The sequence below is a fragment of the Nocardia seriolae NBRC 15557 genome, from assembly GCF_007990715.1.
GTDB classification, from domain to species: Bacteria; Actinomycetota; Actinomycetes; order Mycobacteriales; family Mycobacteriaceae; genus Nocardia; species Nocardia seriolae.
Genome location: NZ_BJWY01000102.1, coordinates 1 through 18,371, shown reverse-complemented (window position 1 = coordinate 18,371; position 18,371 = coordinate 1). Strand labels below are relative to the sequence as shown.

13 protein-coding genes and 1 tRNA gene are annotated in these 18,371 nt (G+C 66.9%); 4 read left to right on the top strand and 10 right to left on the bottom strand.

Going from position 1 to position 18,371, the window contains the following annotated elements; all coding sequences use genetic code 11:
* Positions 1-6: 6 nt before the first annotated feature.
* From NS2_RS26150 to NS2_RS26125, 6 genes are all read right to left on the bottom strand, one after another.
* A complete protein-coding gene (locus tag NS2_RS26150) occupies positions 7-450 on the bottom strand; it encodes an acyl-CoA thioesterase (protein ID WP_256255932.1) in 444 nt (147 codons plus the stop codon).
* Between the two features lie 44 nt (positions 451-494).
* Positions 495-5,402 (bottom strand): NAD-glutamate dehydrogenase, encoded by a 4,908-nt coding sequence (locus tag NS2_RS26145; RefSeq protein ID WP_096490682.1) that lies wholly within the window; start codon positions 5,400-5,402, stop codon positions 495-497.
* A gap of 601 nt (positions 5,403-6,003) precedes the next feature.
* On the bottom strand, positions 6,004-7,680 hold the full coding sequence (gene ettA / locus NS2_RS26140; protein WP_033090014.1) for an energy-dependent translational throttle protein EttA: 1,677 nt from the start codon (positions 7,678-7,680) through the stop codon (positions 6,004-6,006).
* A gap of 10 nt (positions 7,681-7,690) precedes the next feature.
* Positions 7,691-8,140, bottom strand: a complete 450-nt coding sequence (locus NS2_RS26135; protein ID WP_052086833.1) for a single-stranded DNA-binding protein — start codon at positions 8,138-8,140, stop codon at positions 7,691-7,693.
* A gap of 120 nt (positions 8,141-8,260) precedes the next feature.
* Positions 8,261-9,205 carry a threonine/serine dehydratase gene (locus NS2_RS26130; protein ID WP_033090023.1) on the bottom strand — a complete coding sequence of 315 codons (945 nt, stop codon included), beginning with the start codon at positions 9,203-9,205 and terminating at the stop codon, positions 8,261-8,263.
* Positions 9,206-9,216: 11 nt separating this feature from the next.
* The gene (locus NS2_RS26125) at positions 9,217-11,256 is read right to left on the bottom strand and encodes a bifunctional copper resistance protein CopD/cytochrome c oxidase assembly protein (RefSeq protein WP_033090013.1); all 2,040 of its coding nucleotides are present in this window, start codon (positions 11,254-11,256) and stop codon (positions 9,217-9,219) included.
* Positions 11,257-11,459: 203 nt separating this feature from the next.
* Between NS2_RS26125 and NS2_RS26120 the strand changes: the two genes are divergently transcribed.
* Positions 11,460-11,533, top strand: a tRNA-Arg gene (locus NS2_RS26120).
* 257 nt (positions 11,534-11,790) lie between these two features.
* Here NS2_RS26120 and NS2_RS26115 read toward each other — a convergent pair.
* Positions 11,791-13,025, bottom strand: a protein-coding gene (locus NS2_RS26115) for an IS3 family transposase (RefSeq protein WP_230464822.1) whose coding sequence is annotated in 2 segments (ribosomal slippage) — positions 11,791-12,746 and positions 12,746-13,025 — 1,236 coding nt in all. Because the reading frame shifts where the segments join, the coding sequence is not laid out codon by codon here.
* Positions 13,026-13,058: 33 nt separating this feature from the next.
* Here NS2_RS26115 and NS2_RS26105 point away from each other — a divergent pair.
* Positions 13,059-13,610, top strand: coding sequence for a hypothetical protein (locus tag NS2_RS26105; RefSeq protein WP_143161420.1), 552 nt, complete (start codon positions 13,059-13,061; stop codon positions 13,608-13,610).
* Positions 13,611-13,915: 305 nt separating this feature from the next.
* On the opposite strand, the gene NS2_RS36270 is transcribed toward NS2_RS26105, so the two are convergent.
* Positions 13,916-14,071, bottom strand: coding sequence for a hypothetical protein (locus NS2_RS36270; RefSeq protein WP_155240805.1), 156 nt, complete (start codon positions 14,069-14,071; stop codon positions 13,916-13,918).
* A gap of 571 nt (positions 14,072-14,642) precedes the next feature.
* Positions 14,643-15,056 (bottom strand): VOC family protein, encoded by a 414-nt coding sequence (locus NS2_RS26100; protein WP_033090010.1) that lies wholly within the window; start codon positions 15,054-15,056, stop codon positions 14,643-14,645.
* A gap of 193 nt (positions 15,057-15,249) precedes the next feature.
* On the opposite strand from NS2_RS26100, the gene NS2_RS26095 reads away from it, so the two are divergent.
* The gene (locus NS2_RS26095) at positions 15,250-16,002 is read left to right on the top strand and encodes an ATP-binding protein (protein ID WP_081986185.1); all 753 of its coding nucleotides are present in this window, start codon (positions 15,250-15,252) and stop codon (positions 16,000-16,002) included.
* 61 nt (positions 16,003-16,063) lie between these two features.
* On the opposite strand, the gene NS2_RS36265 is transcribed toward NS2_RS26095, so the two are convergent.
* Positions 16,064-16,285 (bottom strand): hypothetical protein, encoded by a 222-nt coding sequence (locus tag NS2_RS36265; protein WP_158660844.1) that lies wholly within the window; start codon positions 16,283-16,285, stop codon positions 16,064-16,066.
* Between the two features lie 162 nt (positions 16,286-16,447).
* On the opposite strand from NS2_RS36265, the gene NS2_RS26090 reads away from it, so the two are divergent.
* On the top strand, positions 16,448-17,941 hold the full coding sequence (locus NS2_RS26090; RefSeq protein ID WP_172416830.1) for a helix-turn-helix transcriptional regulator: 1,494 nt from the start codon (positions 16,448-16,450) through the stop codon (positions 17,939-17,941).
* Positions 17,942-18,371: the final 430 nt, after the last annotated feature.

The window sequence follows — 18,371 nt, the reverse complement described above, 5'->3', positions numbered from 1 at the left end:
TCTCGGTCAGTCGGCCAGCCACAGCGCCAGGTAGTCGCGTTCCGCGGCGGTGAGGCGGCGTAGCCGCTGGGTGTCGATGTCGAAGGCGGCGAGCTGGGTGGAGGCGATCACCGCCGGCGGGGAGTCCGGGGCGGCGCCGGCGGCGCGCACCTCGTAGCCGACGGTGAAGTCCACGGCGCGCAGCCGGTCGATCCACATCGAGACGTCCAGCGGCGAATCCTCGTGCCGGAGCTGGCCCTTGTACTGAACCCGCAGATCGGCCAGCACGCAGCCGGACCGCAGCTTGACGGTCGGTCGCTCATCGGTGAACAGCCACGGGATCCGAGCCTCCTCCAGCAGGGTGACCATGCGGGCATGGTTGATGTGCTGGAAGGCGTCCATATCCGACCAGCGCACCTCCACCTTGGTGTGGAAACGCTTGGGCTCGGCCGGGACCTGGGGCTGCCCCAGGCTGTGGGCCGTCTTGGCATGGCCGTTCAGCGAACCGACACTCGTCAACGCGGTACCTCCGATTGCGCACCCACCCCGCTCACCATGCTGCGCACCTGCCGCGCCGCAACCGACAGCGTGGCCAGGTCGTGGGTTCCGGATTCGAACAGTTCCGACAGGGCACTGCGTGCGCGACCCAACCGGGACTGGCTTTTCGACTCCCAGTATGCAATTTTCTCCTCGGCCGTCTCCTCCGGGTCACCCGCGGAGAGCACGTCGAGTGTCAGCGAGCGCAGCGACCCGTACATGTCGTCGCGCAATGCGAGCCGGGCCAGCGCGTGCCAGCGATCACCGCGTTCCAGGTGGCTGACCGCCTGCAACAGCCAATCGATCTTGAGGTGATCGTTGAGCGCGTAGTACAGCGCACCCACTTCCTCACCGCCGCGGTCAGTGATGTCCGCGATATCGAGCACATCCAGCAGCGGGAACAGATTCAGCAGCCCGAACACCTCGGTGGCCAGCTCGCTGGGCGCGCCCTGATCCACGATGGCCTGGCACTGGTCGTTGAGGGTGTCGATGTGGTGGCCGCGCCGCCAGCCCGGCACCTTCGGCGAGAGCGTGCGCACCCCTTGGGCGTAGCGGTGGATCTCCGCGCCCACCGCGACCGGCTGCGGGCGGTTGTTGAGCAGCCAACGCGAGGCGCGGTCCAGGGTGCGCTTGGTCTCGAGCTCCAGCCCGTCCTTCATGCGGGTTGAGACGTCCGCGGCGCGGATCCGGGTCCACACCGAATTCAGGTCGAAGATCTGGGTGGCGGCGGTGAAGGCGCGCACCGCGTCCGAGGCCGACGCCCCGATCTCCTCGCCGAGCCGGAAGGCGTAGGTGATGCCGCCCAGATCCACCACCTCGTTGACGAGCATGGTGCTGGTGATCTCGCGGCGCAGGCGATGCCGCTTGATGGCCGCGGCGAAGCGGGTGCGCAGCGCGGTCGGGAAGTACTGCGGCAGCCGCGCCGAGAAGTACACGCTGTCGGGCAGATCGCTGGCCAGCAGGTCGGCCTTGAGCGAAAGCTTCACGTGCGCCATCAGATTCGACAGCTCGGGCGAGTTGAGGCCGGTGCCCTGCTCCATCCGCAGCTTCATCTCCGAGTCGCTGGGCAGCGCCTCGAGCTCGCGGTCCAGGCCGCGGCGCTCCTCCAGATCCTCGATGACGCGCTGGTGCACGTTGAGCATGTGGGGGGCCTCGGCCCGGGACATGCCCATCAGGATGTTCTGGGAGACGTTGTCGCGCAGCACGAGTGCGGAGACCTCGTCGGTCATGGAGGCCAGCAGCGGGTTGCGATCGGACTCGGGCAGTTCACCGCTCGAGACCACGCCGTCGAGCAGGACCTTGATATTGACCTCGTGGTCGGAGCAGTCCACACCCGCGGAGTTGTCGAGGGCGTCGGTGTTCATCTTGCCGCCGTAGCGGCAGAACTCGATGCGGCCCAGCGCGGTGACACCCAGGTTGCCGCCCTCACCGATCACCCTGACCCGCAGGTCCTTCGCGTTCACCCGGACCGCGTCATTGGACTTGTCGCCCACATCGGCATTGGTCTCGGTGCTCGCCTTGATGTAGGTGCCGATGCCGCCGTTCCACAGCAGCTGCACCGGGGAGGACAGGATCGCGCGGATCATCTCCGGCGGCGAGAGCGCGGTGATATCTGCATCCAGCCCGAGCACCTTGCGCACCTGGTCGCTGATCGGGATCGACTTGACCGTGCGGTCGTAGACCCCGCCGCCCGCGCTGATCAGGGACGTGTCGTAGTCGGCCCACGAGGAGCGGGGCAGGGCGAACATGCGCTCACGCTCGGTGAACGACACTGCCGCATCGGGATTCGGGTCCAGGAAGACATGGCGGTGGTCGAACGCAGCGACCAGGCGGATGTGGCGCGAGAGCAGCATGCCGTTGCCGAACACGTCACCGGACATGTCGCCGATACCGACCACGGTGAAGTCCTGGGTCTGGGTATCGATGTCCATCTCGGCGAAATGCCGCTTCACGCTCTCCCACGCGCCCTTGGCCGTGATGCCCATCGCCTTGTGGTCATAGCCCACCGAACCACCCGAGGCGAACGCGTCACCGAGCCAGAAACCATAGGACTGCGCAACATCATTGGCGATGTCGGAGAACGTCGCGGTGCCCTTGTCCGCGGCCACCACCAGATACGTGTCGTCACCATCGCGGCGCAGCACCCGCGCCGGCGGCAGCACCGCACCGGTGGCGCGGTCCACATCGTCGGTGACATCGAGCAGACCGGAAATGAACGTGCGGTAGCAGGCGATGCCCTCGGCCTGCAGCGCCTGCCGATCCGTGACCGGGTCCGCGGTGGCCGCCGGCGGATTCTTGACCACGAAGCCGCCCTTCGCGCCGACCGGCACGATGACCGCGTTCTTCACCGCTTGGGCCTTGACCAGACCCAGGATCTCGGTCCGGAAGTCCTCCAACCGATCCGACCAGCGCAATCCGCCACGCGCGACCGGACCGAACCGCAGATGCACGCCCTCCACCCGCGGGGAATACACGAAGATCTCGAATTGTGGCCTGGGCCTGGGCAATTCGACGATCTCCTGCGGTTCCACCTTGAACGACAGGTAATCCCGCGTCCTGCCCTCGGCATCGGTCACGTAGTAGTTGGTCCGCAGGGTCGCCTTGATCAGCCCCAGGATGGCCCGCAGAATCCGGTCGGCATCCAGGCTCACCACCTCGTCGATACGGTGGCGCACCGCGGCCTCCAACTCGGCGGCGTGATCGGGATCGGCCGAGTCCGGATCGAAACGGGCCGCGAACAGATCCACGAACATACTGGCCGCTTCCGGATACGTCAGCAGCACCCGCGTGATCGCGGCCTGACTGTAGGGGAAACCGGCCTGCTGCAAGTACTTCGAGTACGCGCGCAGGATCGAGATGGTGCGCCAGCCCAGGGCCGCACGCAGCACCAGTTCGTTGAGGCCGTCCGCCTCGGCGCGGCCGTACCAGAGGGCGTCGAAGGCGTCGGTGAAGCGCTCGCGCAGCCCGCGCACCTGCGCGTCGAGAGCGTCCAGGCGGCCCACGGCCTCCACCAGCTCGGCGTCCATATTGCGGTCCAGGGCGCTGCGCAGCAGTTCCGGGCGGGCCACCAGTCCGAAGTCGTAGACCCACTGCTCCGGGCCGCGATCCAGCTCGAGCTGGTGCGGGCGCTCATCGATCACCTCGACGCCGAGGCTCTGCAGCAACGGCAGCACCTGACTCAGCGAGATGCCGCTGCCGCCGATGTAGAGGGTGAAACGCCCAGCGCCCGGCACGGAGTCGGCGTGGCGGTAGAGGTGCTGGTCGATGCCGCCCTCGGCCAGACGCTGCAGCCGCAGGATGTCGGCCACGGCGCGGGTGGGTCCGAAGTCCTCCTTGTAGCTCTCCGGGAGGGCCTCGGCGTAGCGCTGGGCCACGGCGGGATCCAGCACCGCGGAGGTGGCGACCTCGTCGCGCAGGTGGTCGTCCCAGGTGCGGCTGGCCTCGGCGAGCAGGTGCTGGATGCGCAGGCGGTTGGCCTCGGAGGTGTCGGCGGCGGCACTCTGGTCGGGCAGCCGGACCGTGAAATACACGCTGGCGAGGTCGCTTTCGGACACGCGCGCGGAGTAGTCGATGGACGCGCCGCCCAGCTCGTGCATCAGGATGTCCTGCATCTCCAGGCGGACGCGCGTGGTGTAGCGGTCGCGGGGCAGGTAGACCATGCAGGCCACGAAGCGGCCGTAGCCGTCCATGCGCATGAACAGCCGGACCTGACGGCGCATACCGACGTTCAGGACCGCGCTGGCGGTGCGGCGCAGCGCGTCGCCGTCGGAGGAGAACAGCTCGGCGCGGGGGAAGGACTGGATGACCTCGAGCATCTCCTGGCCGGAGAAGGAGTCCAGGTCGAAGCCGCTGGCCTCGATGATGGAGCGCACCCGGCGGTCGATGACCGGGATGTCGAGCACGTTCTCGTGCAGGGCGGTGACGGTGAAGACGCCGATGAACAGGTGCTCGCCCACGACAGCGCCGGATTCGTCCATTTCGGCGACGCCGACGAAGTAGGGGTAGACCGCACGGTGCACGGTGGCCGGGACCAGGCCCTGGGTGAGCATGAGCAGCGGCTGGTCGCCGCTGTTGTCGGGGACCCGGAAGTCGGTGCCGACACCGAAATTGGGGCGCAGCACGCCGAGGCCGGTCTCCGGCACGATGATGGACTTGGCCAGGCCGTCCACGGTGCTGCGCTCGTAGCGGGCATAGCCGAGCACGGTGAAGTGGCCGTCGGCCAGCCAGCGCATGAGACTGGCGCAATCGGTCAGATCCGTTGCGGGGAAGGCGGATCTGCCGGTGGCGGCGGCCGCGTCGAGTTCACCGGCGACGCGTTCCTGGGCCTCGCGCATGGCCTCGGTGTCCTCGATGACGCGGCGCACGTCGGTGAGCACGTCGGGCAGCGCGGCCTCGATCCGGTCGAGCTGGGCGCGACTGGTGGCCGGATGCAGCTGGACGTGCATCCAGGACTCGCGCAGGCCGGTGGATCCATTACCGTCGACCTCGTGCGGCACCGCGGTTTCCAGGCGGCCCGCGGCGTCGCGGGTCACCTCGAAGATGGGGTGCACGACCTCGCTGACGCTGACGCCGATGCGGCTCAGCGACGAGGTGACCGACTCCACCAGCAGCGGCATGTCGTCGGTGACCAACTGGATGGCGACGCCCAGCCCGGCCTCGTCATCCGCCTGGTACACACGGACATTCGCGGTGCCGGGGGTGCGCTGGACGGCCAGATCGACGTGGCAGCGGAAGATATGCGTGGAGGTCGTCGGGATGGCGCAGTCCGCGTCCCCGGCGTCCACGTGTCGGAAGTACGCCTCCTCCAGGGACACCAGATTGCCGCGCAGGGACGCGGGCAAACTCGCAGCCCAGGCTGCGCTGGACAATTCGGACGAGACCGTCATTTCGCCAACTCCTCGGATTCGGTTCCGTAACAAAGTGACGCCGATGCGAGAGTAGCTGGGCGCAAGATGTGCCGGGCTGAATTCCTCTCAATGCCGCGCCGCGTCTCACAATACGGACAAACCAGACGGTTCGCGGCGCTCTAGCCGTACCCGAAACCTCCAGGTCGCCCACGACAAACCTTGCACCAAAACACAACTCACGCAAACGTGCGAATGCGAAACCACCTAGTTCGCCGCTCGATAGCCGTTAACGATCTCGGCTCCGGCCCGCCATCCGGCGTTACGCGAACCCTCCAGCAAATGATCGCTAGACCAACACAAAGCCGACCAATCGGCCACCTTCACACGCTCGCGCACTCGCCTCGCAGAGTCACTCCTCGGCGGGCCACGGGCGACCCGCCATCGGACAACCTACTCCCCCTGCCGCACAGCAACTTTCGTACACCGTCAGCTCACCGCCAGCCGCATTCCATCGGTGAGCGGGCCCCACCGCCATCCTTGCGCCGCATCGCCCCTGTCCCAGGCTCGGGACCAGCCCGTCCCGACTCGGTCCCCACCCGGTGGGTGGCGACCGAGCAGCGGGATCGGTTGGAGTCGGGTGTTATCCGCGGGTGAGCTTGCGGTGGGTGACGCGGTGCGGGCGAGCCGCTTCCGGGCCCAGACGCTCGATCTTGTTGGCCTCGTAGGCCTCGAAGTTGCCCTCGAACCAGAACCAGGAGGCCGGGTTGTCCTCGGTGCCCTCCCACGCCAGGATGTGGGTGCAGGTGCGGTCGAGGAACCAGCGGTCGTGGGAGATGACCACCGAGCAGCCGGCGAAGTTCTCCAGCGCGTTCTCGAGCGAGCTCAGGGTCTCGACATCGAGGTCGTTGGTGGGCTCGTCGAGCAGGATCAGGTTGCCGCCCTGCTTGAGGGTCAGCGCCAGGTTCAGGCGGTTGCGCTCACCACCGGAGAGCACACCGGCCGGCTTCTGCTGATCCGGGCCCTTGAAGCCGAACGCGGAAACGTAAGCGCGGGAGGGCATTTCCACCTGGCCGACCTGGATGTGATCCAGCCCGTCGGAAACCACCTGCCACACCGTCTTGTTCGGGTCGATGCCGCCGCGGTTCTGGTCGACGTAGCTCAGCTTGACCGTGTCGCCGACCCGCACCGAGCCGCTGTCGGCCTGCTCGAGGCCGACGATGGTCTTGAACAGCGTCGACTTACCGACACCGTTCGGGCCGATGACGCCGACAATGCCGTTGCGCGGCAGGGTGAACGACAGATCCTTGATGAGCTGCCGGTCGCCGAAGCCCTTGTCCAGGTGCTCGACTTCGACGACCACATTGCCCAGGCGCGGACCGGCCGGGATCTGGATCTCCTCGAAGTCCAACTTGCGCATCTTCTCGGCCTCGGCGGCCATTTCCTCGTAGCGGCCCAGACGCGCCTTGTTCTTGGCCTGCCGCGCCTTCGCGCCGGAGCGGACCCAGGCCAGCTCCTCCTTGAGGCGCTTCTGCAGCTTCTGGTCCTTCTTGCCCTGCACCTCGAGGCGCTCGGCCTTCTTCTCCAGGTAGGTGGAGTAGTTGCCCTCGTAGGGGTAGGTGCGGCCGCGGTCCAGCTCGAGGATCCACTCCGCGACATTGTCGAGGAAGTACCGGTCGTGGGTGACGGCCAGCACAGCGCCCGGGTAGGAGGCCAGGAACTGCTCGAGCCACAGCACCGACTCGGCGTCGAGGTGGTTGGTGGGCTCGTCGAGCAGCAGCAGGTCGGGCTTGGCCAGCAGCAGCTTGCACAGCGCGACGCGGCGGCGCTCACCACCGGAGAGGTTGGTGACCGGCTCGTCCGGCGGCGGGCAGCGCAGCGCGTCCATGGCCTGCTCGAGCTGGGAGTCGATATCCCAGGCATCGGCGTGGTCCAGGTCCTCCTGGAGCTTGCCCATCTCCTCCATGAGTTCGTCGGAGTAGTCGGTGGCCATCAGCTCGGCGATCTCGTTGAAGCGGTCCAGCTTCACCTTGATCTCGCCGAGGCCCTCCTCGACGTTGCCGCGAACGGTCTTCTCCTCGTTCAGCGGCGGCTCCTGCTGCAGGATGCCGACCGTCGCGCCGGGCGCGAGCCAGGCATCACCGTTGTTCGGCTGGTCCAGTCCCGCCATGATCTTCAGCACACTGGACTTACCCGCGCCGTTCGGGCCGACGACACCGATCTTTGCGCCGGGAAGGAAGTTCAAGGTCACATTGTCGAGCACGACCTTGTCGCCATGCGCCTTTCGCACCTTCACCATCTGGTAAATGAACTCAGCCATATGGGCAAGCCTAACGGTGTGTAGTAGCGGGTTCTCCGGCAGTGCCCGCATCCGCGGACGGCCGTTGCACGGGGTCGGTCCGGTCGGGTCGACCGAAGGTTTTGCGCACCACCGGGGCGGTGCAACGACCCAGGTCGGGACCCAGTGCCAGGGCCCGCATCTCGAGGTCGGTGCGCTCCGCGCCGTCTCGGGTGGTGTACTCGTTCGAGCGCAGCTGCCCGTACGCGATGATCGGATCACCTCGTTGCAGTGACGCTTCGACTCCCTCGACGATCCCCCGTCGCCAACAGCTTACGGTGAGATACAGGGTGCCTCCGTCCACCCAGTCCCCGGCCTCCGCGTCGTAGCGGCGGGCGGTGCTGGCCAGCCGGAAACTCAGGACCTGCTCCCCGTTCTGCAATGCGCGCCGCACCGGATGGGTGACGATCCGGCCGATGACCGCGGTATTCGCCTCGTACATTCCACTCCCCCTTGCCGATTCGAGTAACTGCTTTCCGTCGAATCAAGGTTCGCCCAGCAGCCGCCACGACGACAGGCGTTCTCCGGCGAGTGTGGATAACACGCGGGGTGTGGATGATAACTACAGCGTGGCGAGGTCGGTATTGGCCCCGCACAACACGATTACCGGCCGCTCCCCCGGCGCGGGCAAATACGCGCCGCTCTGGATCGCCGCCACCGCGGTCGCGCCGGCCGACTCCACCACGATGCGGAACTCCCGCCACAGGTACTCCCGCGCCATCACGATGGCGTCATCGCTGACCAGCACCGACCGCACCCCGTAGCGCTCGGCCACCTCCATGGCGATATCGCCGATCCGGTTCGCGCCCAGCGAATCCGAGGCCACGCTCGACACCGTGACATCCACCGGATGCCCGGCCGCCAGCGCCGCGTGCAGCGTCGGCGCGCCCTGCGGCTCGACCCCGATCACCCGCCCGCGCAGCCCCAGCGCCACCGCGACCCCGGCCACCAGACCGCCGCCCCCGACCGCCACCAGCACCGGCGGCCGCCCGCGCACCTGCTCCTCGATCTCGAGCCCGACCACCCCGGCCCCGGTCACGATCTCGGGCAGGTCGTAGGCGTGCAGCGGCATGGCCCCGCGCTCGGCGGCCAGCTGCCGCGCGTACTTGTGCGCCTCGGCGTAAGTCGTTCCGTGCCACAGCACTTCGGCCCCGTGCGACCACATGGCCGCCACCTTGGTGTGCGAGGCCGATTCGGGAACCACCACCGTGCACGACATTCCGCGCAGCGCGGTGGCCAGCGCGGCCGCGATCCCGGCGTTCCCGGCCGAGGCCAGCACCACGCTGGTCTGGTCGCCCCGCGCCTGCAACAGCGCGTTCAGGCAGCCGCGCACCTTGAAAGTGCCGCCGTACTGCAGGTGTTCGAGCTTGAGCGTGACCGGGACCGGGCCGCGCGGGCCCAGGATGTCGGTGTGGAAGACGGGGGTCTTGCGGGTGTGCCCGCGCAGCAGGCGGCGGGCCTGGCGCACGTCGGATCGGTAGAGCCGCTTGACTTTCCGGGTCGCCATGGCGACGTCGTTCACTTACGTACCTCTCCGTCACGCCGGGCGAGCTCGGCGAACATGGCGTTGTACGCGCTGAGATCCGCGTCGTCGTCACGTTCGGCCTTGCGGTCCATCCGGTTCGCCAGGCGGGTGTCGCTGCGCGACCACTGGATGAGCAGCGCGAGCATCACCACCACCAGCGGCACCTCACCGCTGGCCCACGCGAGGCTACCGCCGGTGTGCTGATCGCCGAGCAGATCGCTGTTCCAGCCGAGGCCGAGACTCCTATAGAACCAACCGCCCAGCACGGTGTCCATGCTCATCAGGGCGATACCGAAGAAGGCGTGGAAGGGCAGCGAGCCGAACACCATGCCCAGCTTGGTGAGCGGCTCCACCTGACGCGGCTTGGGATCGATCCCGATCACCACCCAGTAGAAGAGGTAACCGCTGATCAGGAAGTGCAGGTTCATGAACAGGTGCGCGCCGTGCGCGCCCACGAACTTGTCGAAGATGCCGCCCAGGTACAGCGCGTAGAACCCGGCCACGAAGAACACCGCGGCAATGACGGGCTGGGTCATGAAGCGCGACACCGGGTTGTGCACGGCGGCCAGGATCCATTCGCGCGGCCCCGGCGGCTGATCCCGACCGGCCGGTTGAATTGCCCGGAGCGCCAGCAGCACCGGACCGCCCAACGCGAACAGGATCGGCGCCAGCATGGACAACATCATGTGCTGGGCCATGTGCACGCTGAACATGGCGGGTGCATACCGGCCGACCCCGGAACTGGTCGCGATCAACAACGTAGCGCAGGCACACAGCCACGCGATGGTCCGACCGACCGGCCAGGCGTCGCCGCGCTTGCGCAGCCGCCGCACGCCCAGCAGGTAGACCACGGCCAGCACGATGGCGAGTGTGCCGAAGATGAGATCGAAGCGCCAGTCGAACGCCAGGCGCGCCGCGGTCGGCGGACCGGCCAGGTTGTAGCCGATCTCGACCTCGGTCGGGGTGGGCACCGTGCGCAGATCCGGCGGCGGGGTGCGGCCCAGGCCGACCGCGAGTCCCACGGTGGCCGCGAAGACCAGCGCCTCGACCCCCGCGAAGCGAATCAGCGCCCCACGATCCTGCGAATCGCGCTCCAGATCCGGGATCGCCCGCCGCCGCTGCATGAACCCGATGACACCGAGAACGATCAGCGCCGCGGCCTTGGCGAGCACGAGTTCGCCGTAGGTGGTGGTGAACAGCTCCGACAACGGCACTCGCACATAGGCGTTGATCACACCGCTGACCGCGATCACCACGAATGAGACGGTCGCCACTTTCGAGAACCGCCGCACCGCCAGCGCGGTGTACTTGCCGTCCCGCAACGCGTAGGCGAGCACGGCGAACAGTCCGCCCACCCAGAAGCAGGCCGAAACCAGGTGCAGGATCAGGCTGTTGGTGGCCAGGTCGTGCGCGCCGCCGGAGGAGGAGTGCCCGGTCAGCGCCACCGGCAGCAGCGAGAGCACCGACAGCCACAGCAGCACCGGCGTCCAGCCCCAGCGCAACGCGACCCGGCAGCCCACAGCCAGCACCACCACCATGAACACGGTGAACCGCCACGACCCGGCGACATCGACCTTGTCCGCGGCCCGCCACACCTGCTCGGGCCGCAGCGAATCCACCAGCGGTTGCCCGGTGGTGTCCGAAAGGGTCAACGGCACCAGCAAAGCCGCCGCACCCGCCCACACCAGCGCCGCGTTCCCGGCCCGCCGCAGCGCCCGATACCCCCCGACATCCAGCACCCCACTGCCCTGCGGCGGCACGAAGAACGCCGCGAACAACAGCGACCCGACCGTCAACGCCGCCGCGAAATCCGCCACGGCCCGCACCGCAGGCAACCCGTACGTAGTCAACGGCCCCGGATCCGGAATCCCCAGCAGCGTCAGCGCCTGCGCCGCCGATAGCGCCACGACCAGCGCCGCCACCAGCGCAGCCGCCGCGCCCCCGAGCGCCGCAATCGCCGCGAACCTCACCCCCGACCCCGACCCCCTGACCGAAACGTCCGATTCTGCGGCCGGTCCCTGCGCTGACGACATGGCCCCAGCGTAGTTCGGAGCGCCCATCCGGACTCCCCCAGGGTTTCCGGTCCTCCGGTCCGCACACCCCGCCCGACGCGCCGAACAGTTGCTAAGCGACCCACCTTCCCTGATCTGGACGCTCGCTATACTTAACGCGCTGGACACCGAGATCGATTTGGGTCAAGGTGTTTGGAGCCCGCATCACCGCCGATGCCCGCACTGCCTCCGTAGCTCAGTTGGATAGAGCAAGGGCCTTCTAATCCCTAGGTCGCAGGTTCGATTCCTGCCGGGGGCGCATCGGGTGGCTGACCAGCGAAAACGCTGGCAGTTACACCAATACCCATACCTCACAACGCTCAAACGCCAAGGGATTTTTCAAGATTAGACTCGTGAGATGGGGCAGGATCTCGACGCCATCCCCGAGCTTCTCGAGAACTTCATCACCGAACTCCGGCGCGCCAACCGGTCAAAGGGCACCATCGACACGTACTCCCGCGACGTGGGCTACTTGGGACTGCCCCGAGATCAGTTGACTCGCGGGTGGGGGTGGTTTCAGGCCGCGAGTGGGGCCTGGTTCAGGGTCTCATACTCGATCGGGGTCAGGCGTGCGAGGCCTCGTTGGCGGCGGCGTCGATGGTAGGTGCGTTCGATCCAGACGGCCATGGCCAGCCGGAGTTCTTCTCTTGTGGCCCAACGCTTTCTGTCGAGTACGTTGCGTTGCAGTAGCGCGAACCAAGATTCCATGGCGGCGTTGTCCGCGCATGCGGCCACCCGGCCCGTGGAGCCGCGTAAACCGTTGTTGGACAATAGTTTGCAGAACTTCCTGGAGCGAAATTGACTACCGGCATCGGAGTGGTGAACAGTACTGCGACCCAACGGATTTCCCTCACGCAACCGCAGAGCAGCGGCTTGACGGATCGTCGATTCCACGAACACCGATTCCTTGCTGGTCGCACATTCCCAGCCCAGGATCCGCCCCGCGTAGGCGTCGATCACGAACGCCGTATAGACGAACCCGCCTCCGGCCAGGGCGACGTAGGTGAAATCGGCGACGACCAGCATGTTCGGTGCCGCCACCCGGAAATGGCGATCGACCAGATCCGGTGCCCGCGACGCCGCCGGATCGGCCTCGGTGGTGCGAACCTTCCTGCGCCGCACGACCCCTTTCCAGCCGTTGACGCGCATCAACCGTTCGATCGTGCATCGAGCCGCCGGGATCCCCTGACGTTGCAGATGCGCCCACATCTTCTCGGCCCCGTACAAGCATTCCGGCTTGCGTCGGCCCTGCTCATCAGGCTCGTAGATCCCGGCCAGGACCTCGGTGAGGGCGGTGTCCCACAACTCCCGCTTCGACGGCGCCCGCCGGGCCCACGCGTGGAAGGTGCGTGGTGCGATCGTGATGCCTTGGCCGGTCAACGCCCGGCACATCGCCGCAATCGGGAACCGGGCCTTGTGCTCGGCGAGGAACTCACACACTAACGGTGTCGCGGGTCGTTGACCCGCGCGAAAAAAGACGTTGCCGCGGAAAGGATTTCGATCGTCTGCTCCAGCTCGGCGATCTTGCGCTTCTGCTCCCGGATGATCCGCGCCGACTCCGTCGAGGTCCCCTCGGCCTCACCCCGATCGACCGCGGCCTGACGGATCCATTTCCGCAGCGTCTCCGCGGTCATCCCCCGCCGGGCCGACACCGCCTTGATCGCAGCCCACTCGCTGTCGTAGTCGTCACGATGATCGACAACCAGCCGCACAGCCTTGGCCTTGGTCACTTCGTCGTACTTCGCAGGCATCTCGTGCCCATCCTCTCAAAAAAGAGGGTGTGCATGAAACCCGGGGCGATTCACCCAGACAGCTACCCATTGGAGGGAAACACCTTCGTGATGGGTTGGGGTGGCCGCAGCGATATTCCGACATCGGTGAACCTGGAGGTCGATCGGACGTCGGTGCTCGAGAAGACCGATTCGATCGCCCGGTCCGCTCAACACGTGGTGTCGGAACTGTTCTGCGACCCCGAGGACGATCGCGAACACCTGGCGTTGTTGGCCGACGCCAAGCGGCCAGGCCCGAAATACTGGGCGGGCAGCCGTGTCGAAGGCGAGCATTGGCGCCTCGATGCCTACAACCATGCCACGGCACTCGGGGTCACCGGAGACACCGATGCCGCATTGGAGGTCCTCACCACGGCTGCTGCCAGGGTGAGGAAGCCCGGAGAAGTCCCTGCACCCCCGACCGCGGAACAGCTCGAACCGCTACGACTCGCGATGACAAGCGCCGACACGTGCCGCAGCTACGCCGACGCCGTCGTCCTGGCCAGCAGACAAGCCCTGAAATCGGTCAAAGCACAGCCCGATACCGCGCAATTTCCCTGGCATTGAACCTTCGGCGCTCGAAGGCCGGTTGACCTCCTAGCGCTTGTTGCTGGCCAGGGCGAATTCAGCTTCGATCACCAGTTGCCAGGCAAGAAGATGCTGGTCGGTACTGTTCCCATCTGCATAGATCCCCGCCGGGGGCGCCCACCAGGCTTGACCTTTACACAGGTCAGGCCGGGTACCCACACCAAGTACCCAACCACAGAAACAGAGAAACCCCAGGTCGCCGGGCGCAGGTTCGTTTCATCCGGGGTTGCTGTCAGCTAACACCCCAGCTCAGAGCACCTGCAGAGCAGGCGCGCCGAAGGCACCTACTTCAGTGCGGGGAACGTGACGCTGGCCGAGCGCACAGTTGATGCGACGCGTGGGTGTTCGATCGGAGCGGCCTCGACATCGGGCACATCCTCTCGCACAGCGGCCTCATCGACGGACGGGTCCTGCACGTGTTCGTTCGTCGGCTGGCTCATTGATTCAGTATCGGCTTGTCGAGCACGATGGATCACTGGAATGAACCGTTCGGCTGGCATCCGAGTCACCGGCGGATACCGATTCCCGTTCGATTCTCGTAGATCCCTTCCCGGATGCATCTGCTCCTCGCCGAGATCATCCCCGAAGTTCGGCCGGTACGGATGTTCTGTGACCTCAGTTCCGCTCCGCCCGTTACCCCTTCGTCCGCCTGCCGCTGACCCCCTTAGGTGTGCTGTCGAAGCTGTCGGCGTAGGCGCGGGTGTTCGCCACCGGCAACGGTCGCAAGACCGACCCGGTCGACGCGCACCCAGTCGCGCTCTCCGCACTTCACGCACGCATCTGCGGCGCGTCGAAGCCGATCCGGCACTGGTGGCGCTGGGCAAGCTCGTCGACCGGCGCGACGAACTCGCCCGCACCCGCACGACGACATTGTGTCGGCTGTTGCTGGAGCTGATTCCCGCTGGCGTCAAACAGTTCCTGTCGCCCAAACAGGCCCGCGAACTCGTCGCCACGATCACCACCGGTGATCCGATCCAGAAGATTCGGCGGCCGCTGGCTGTGGAGTGTTGGTTATTCGGCGTAGGGCTGGTCGGCCCCTTGGTCGCTGTAGCCGATGCTCCAGACATAGCCATCCGGGTCGGCGAAGGTGCCGCCGTAGCCACCCCACGGCAGCGCACCGGCGGGCTTGAGGACCGTGGCGCCGGCCTTTTCGGCCTCGGCGATGACCGCGTCGACCCGCGCCTCGCTGCGGACGACGTAGGTCAGCACCAACCCGCTGAAGCCGCTGCCCTCCGGGTCCGTACCCACCTGACCGGCCAGACCCTCGCGCCCGTAGAAGCCGACCGGGGAGGCGCCGTCGGAGGCGAAGAACACCGAGATGCCGAAGTCGTTCTGGATCTTCCAGCCGAGCCCCTCGGTGTAGAACTGCTTGGCGCGGTCCATGTCTCGGACACCGAGCAGGATCGAGCTCACGTGTGCCTTCATGTCTTGCTCCTTGTGTTGTAGCTGTTTACGTACCGGACAAGCCGAGCCGGGGGCCGGCTGTCACACAGCGACGGTATGGAGCGCCGGCCTGCGCGCGCTATCCGTCAGATGTACTAAGTAGGTGCTGGTCGAGTGTGCTTCTCGGCGCGCTCCTGGTTTGCTGAACCTTCACCGCCGCCGATAGGTTATCGGCATGCTGTACGGCCGAGACCTCGAAGAACGGCGAATCAGCACACTGGTGAGCGACGGTCGCCGCGGACAGAGTGCCGCGCTGGGTATCGTCGCCGAACCCGGTGCGGGGAAAACGGCCCTGCTGGATCGCGCTACCCAGCTCGCGGACGGCACGTGGCGGGTTCTGCGCTGCGCCGGAGTCGAAGGCGATTCGGAACTCCCGTTTTCCGGACTGCGCGAACTATTGGTACCCCACTACCTGGACCAGAATCTCCTGGAGGCACTCCCGCCGACGCAGGCCGATGCCTTGCGCACCGCACTCGGGCTCATCGGCGCGGCGCGGCCGACGGATCGATTCCTGGTTGGTTTGGCGACGCTGTCGTTTCTGGCCGAGCTGGCAGAAGCCGAGCCGGTGTTGTGCCTGATCGACGATGTCCAATGGCTCGACAGCGCCTCGGCGGAAGCGCTGCGCTTCACCGCGCGCAGGCTCGGTGCCGAAGGCGTCGTGCTGCTGTTCGCCAGCCGCTCGGACGACAGCCTGCGCGGCATACCAAAGATTCATCTCCCCCCCATTGGACACCGCCACGTCCAGTCGACTGCTGACCGAATCCTGGCCCGGTCTCGATCGCGAGATGCGCACGCGCGTGCTGCAGGAAGCCGCGGGAAACCCGTTGGCGCTGCTGGAACTTCCGCGCATGGATCTCGATGCGCTGCCCATCGGGCCGCTCCCGCTGCCGCACCGCTTGTCGAGTGGGTTTCAGCAGCAGATCGGTGAGCTCTCCGGCGCGGCCCGGACCGGGCTGCTGGTCGCCGCTGCCGAGACAGCCGGCGACCCGCTACTGACGCGACTGGTACTGGAAAGGCTCGGAGTCGACTGCGACGCGGTCGCTGAGGCCGAGTGCGCTGGGCTGATAGACATTTCGGCGCAGGCGATTCGATTCCGGCACCCGCTGGTCCGGGCCGCCGTCTACTACGGTGCCACCTTCCAGGAGCGGCAAGCCGTGCACGCAGCCCTGGCGGCGGCGTGCGCCGATGATGCCGACCGCTGTGCCTGGCATTCCGCGGCCGCCACCGTCGGGACGGACGAGAACGTCGCGGACCAGTTGGAATCGGCTGCGGTCCGAGCGGTGAACCGGACCGGTTACGCCGCGGCCTCCGCCGCCATGGAGCGCTCTGCGGCGCTCACCCCCGATCAGGAGACTCGCGGCCGCCGAATGCTCATGGCCACCGAATGGGCCGCAGCGGCGGGCCGATACCAGCGCGCCGGGGAGCTCGCCCGGCAAACCAAGCGCTTGCCGCTCGATCTCGGCGGCCGCGCGCGTCTGCTCTGGGTCGAGGCATCGATCGAATTCGAAGCGGGCAATCTCCGGAAGTCACGCGATGCCCTGTTCGCCGCGGCAGACGATGTCGCGATCGTCGAACCCGAGCGGGCAGGTCCGCTCTACATCGAGGCATGCCACGCCTCCTGGATCATGGGCGACCCCGCGACCGCGCTCGATACCCGCCGGAAACTCGAAACCCTGCACCTGCCACCAGATCAGCGCATGGCGCTGCTCGCCGCCATCAACGGTCCCCTGCGCTTGCATGCCGACGCCGACCTGACCGGCGGCATCACCGAAATTCGGGCGACCATCGCCGTCGGCCATCACTCCGCCGATCCGGCGCTCATGCTCGTCGCCGCCGGGCAGGCAATGCTGATCGGTGATCTCGAGGATGTCCGCACGCTGTCACAACGGGCGCTGGACTTCACGCAGAACCAGGGCATGATCGCGCGCTTTTCGATCGCCGCGATCTACCTCGGCAGTGCGGAACTCATGCTCGGCCGACTCTGGGAGGCCGAGGACATGGTGACCCAGGCTCTCCGGATATCGCGAGATATCGGTCAGGGCAACACGATGGCCTCGGGCGAGGGCTATCTCGCTCTCATCGCCGCGATCCGCGGTGACGAGGCACGGTGCCAGGAATTGATCGGATATCCACGCCGAACCCGTGGCCAGGACAATTTCATCGATCACGTGCACAACGAATGGGCGCTGAGCGTCCTGGATCTGGGCCTCGGCCGCTACGAAACCGCACTCGACCGCCTCGATACCCTGCACCGAACGCCCAACCGGATCCGCGGTCACTGGTTGCACCTGCTTCGCGATCTGGTCGAGGCGGCGGTGCGCGCGCACCAGCCGGATCGCGCGGGACCGGCGATGGCGGAGATCGAACGCTGGTCTCTCGCACTCGGTTCGCCGTTCGCCGAGGCGATCGCACTGCGCAGCCGGGCCCTGCTGAACTCCAACGGTGACGACTACGTCCGTGCGCTGAAACTACAAGCAGCCGAAGGTCTTTGGTACGACCATGCGCGCACCGCCCTGCTCTACGGCGAATGGCTACGACGAGAGCGAAACCCCGGCGAGGCCCGCACCCACCTGCGGCAGGCGCTCGAAACCTTCGACCGGCTCGACGCACGCCCGTGGGTAGCGCGCGCACACATTGAACTCCAGGCCGCAGGCGCCGGTACACCACACGTCGAACCCAAGACGGCGGCCGCACTCACAGCGCAGGAGTTGCAGGTAGTGCGTCTGGCGGCATCGGGCGCGACCAACAGAGAGATCGCGGCCAAACTGTTCCTCAGCCCGAGAACGGTCGGCCATCACCTATACCGAGCGTTCCCGAAGCTCGGCGTCACCAACCGCACCGAACTGGCCCGTCTGTCCTTCCCCTGAACGGAGCTGGAAGCACTGACGAACGGGATCCGATCCCACCAGCAGCGAGCGACGAGTCTCCCTGGGGACGCGCTGCTAGCATTTCCGGGCGAAAGAGCAGGACAGTCAGCCAGCCGCGTTGACCTGCAAGAGGGCTCGGCACAGAGATCCTGCTCCGGACTGGATGACGGCGGGCACGGTTGACCCCCTCCCCGGGTGCACCATCATGGGATCCCGCGCGGCGTCCACGTCACCCTCACCCTCTCTCACATCCGGGACCGAGGGCCGGAGCCGATAGCGATCGGGGTGGTCAGCGCGGTCCGCCTGGGCAGATTCCGTTGGCACCGCAGGAGCCCACCGCTTGGGTCCAGAGCTGCCAGAGCAAGGAAGCAAGCGATGACGAACCGCTCGAACTCCCCGCGTTAGCACCCCAGGTCAAAGCACCTATATT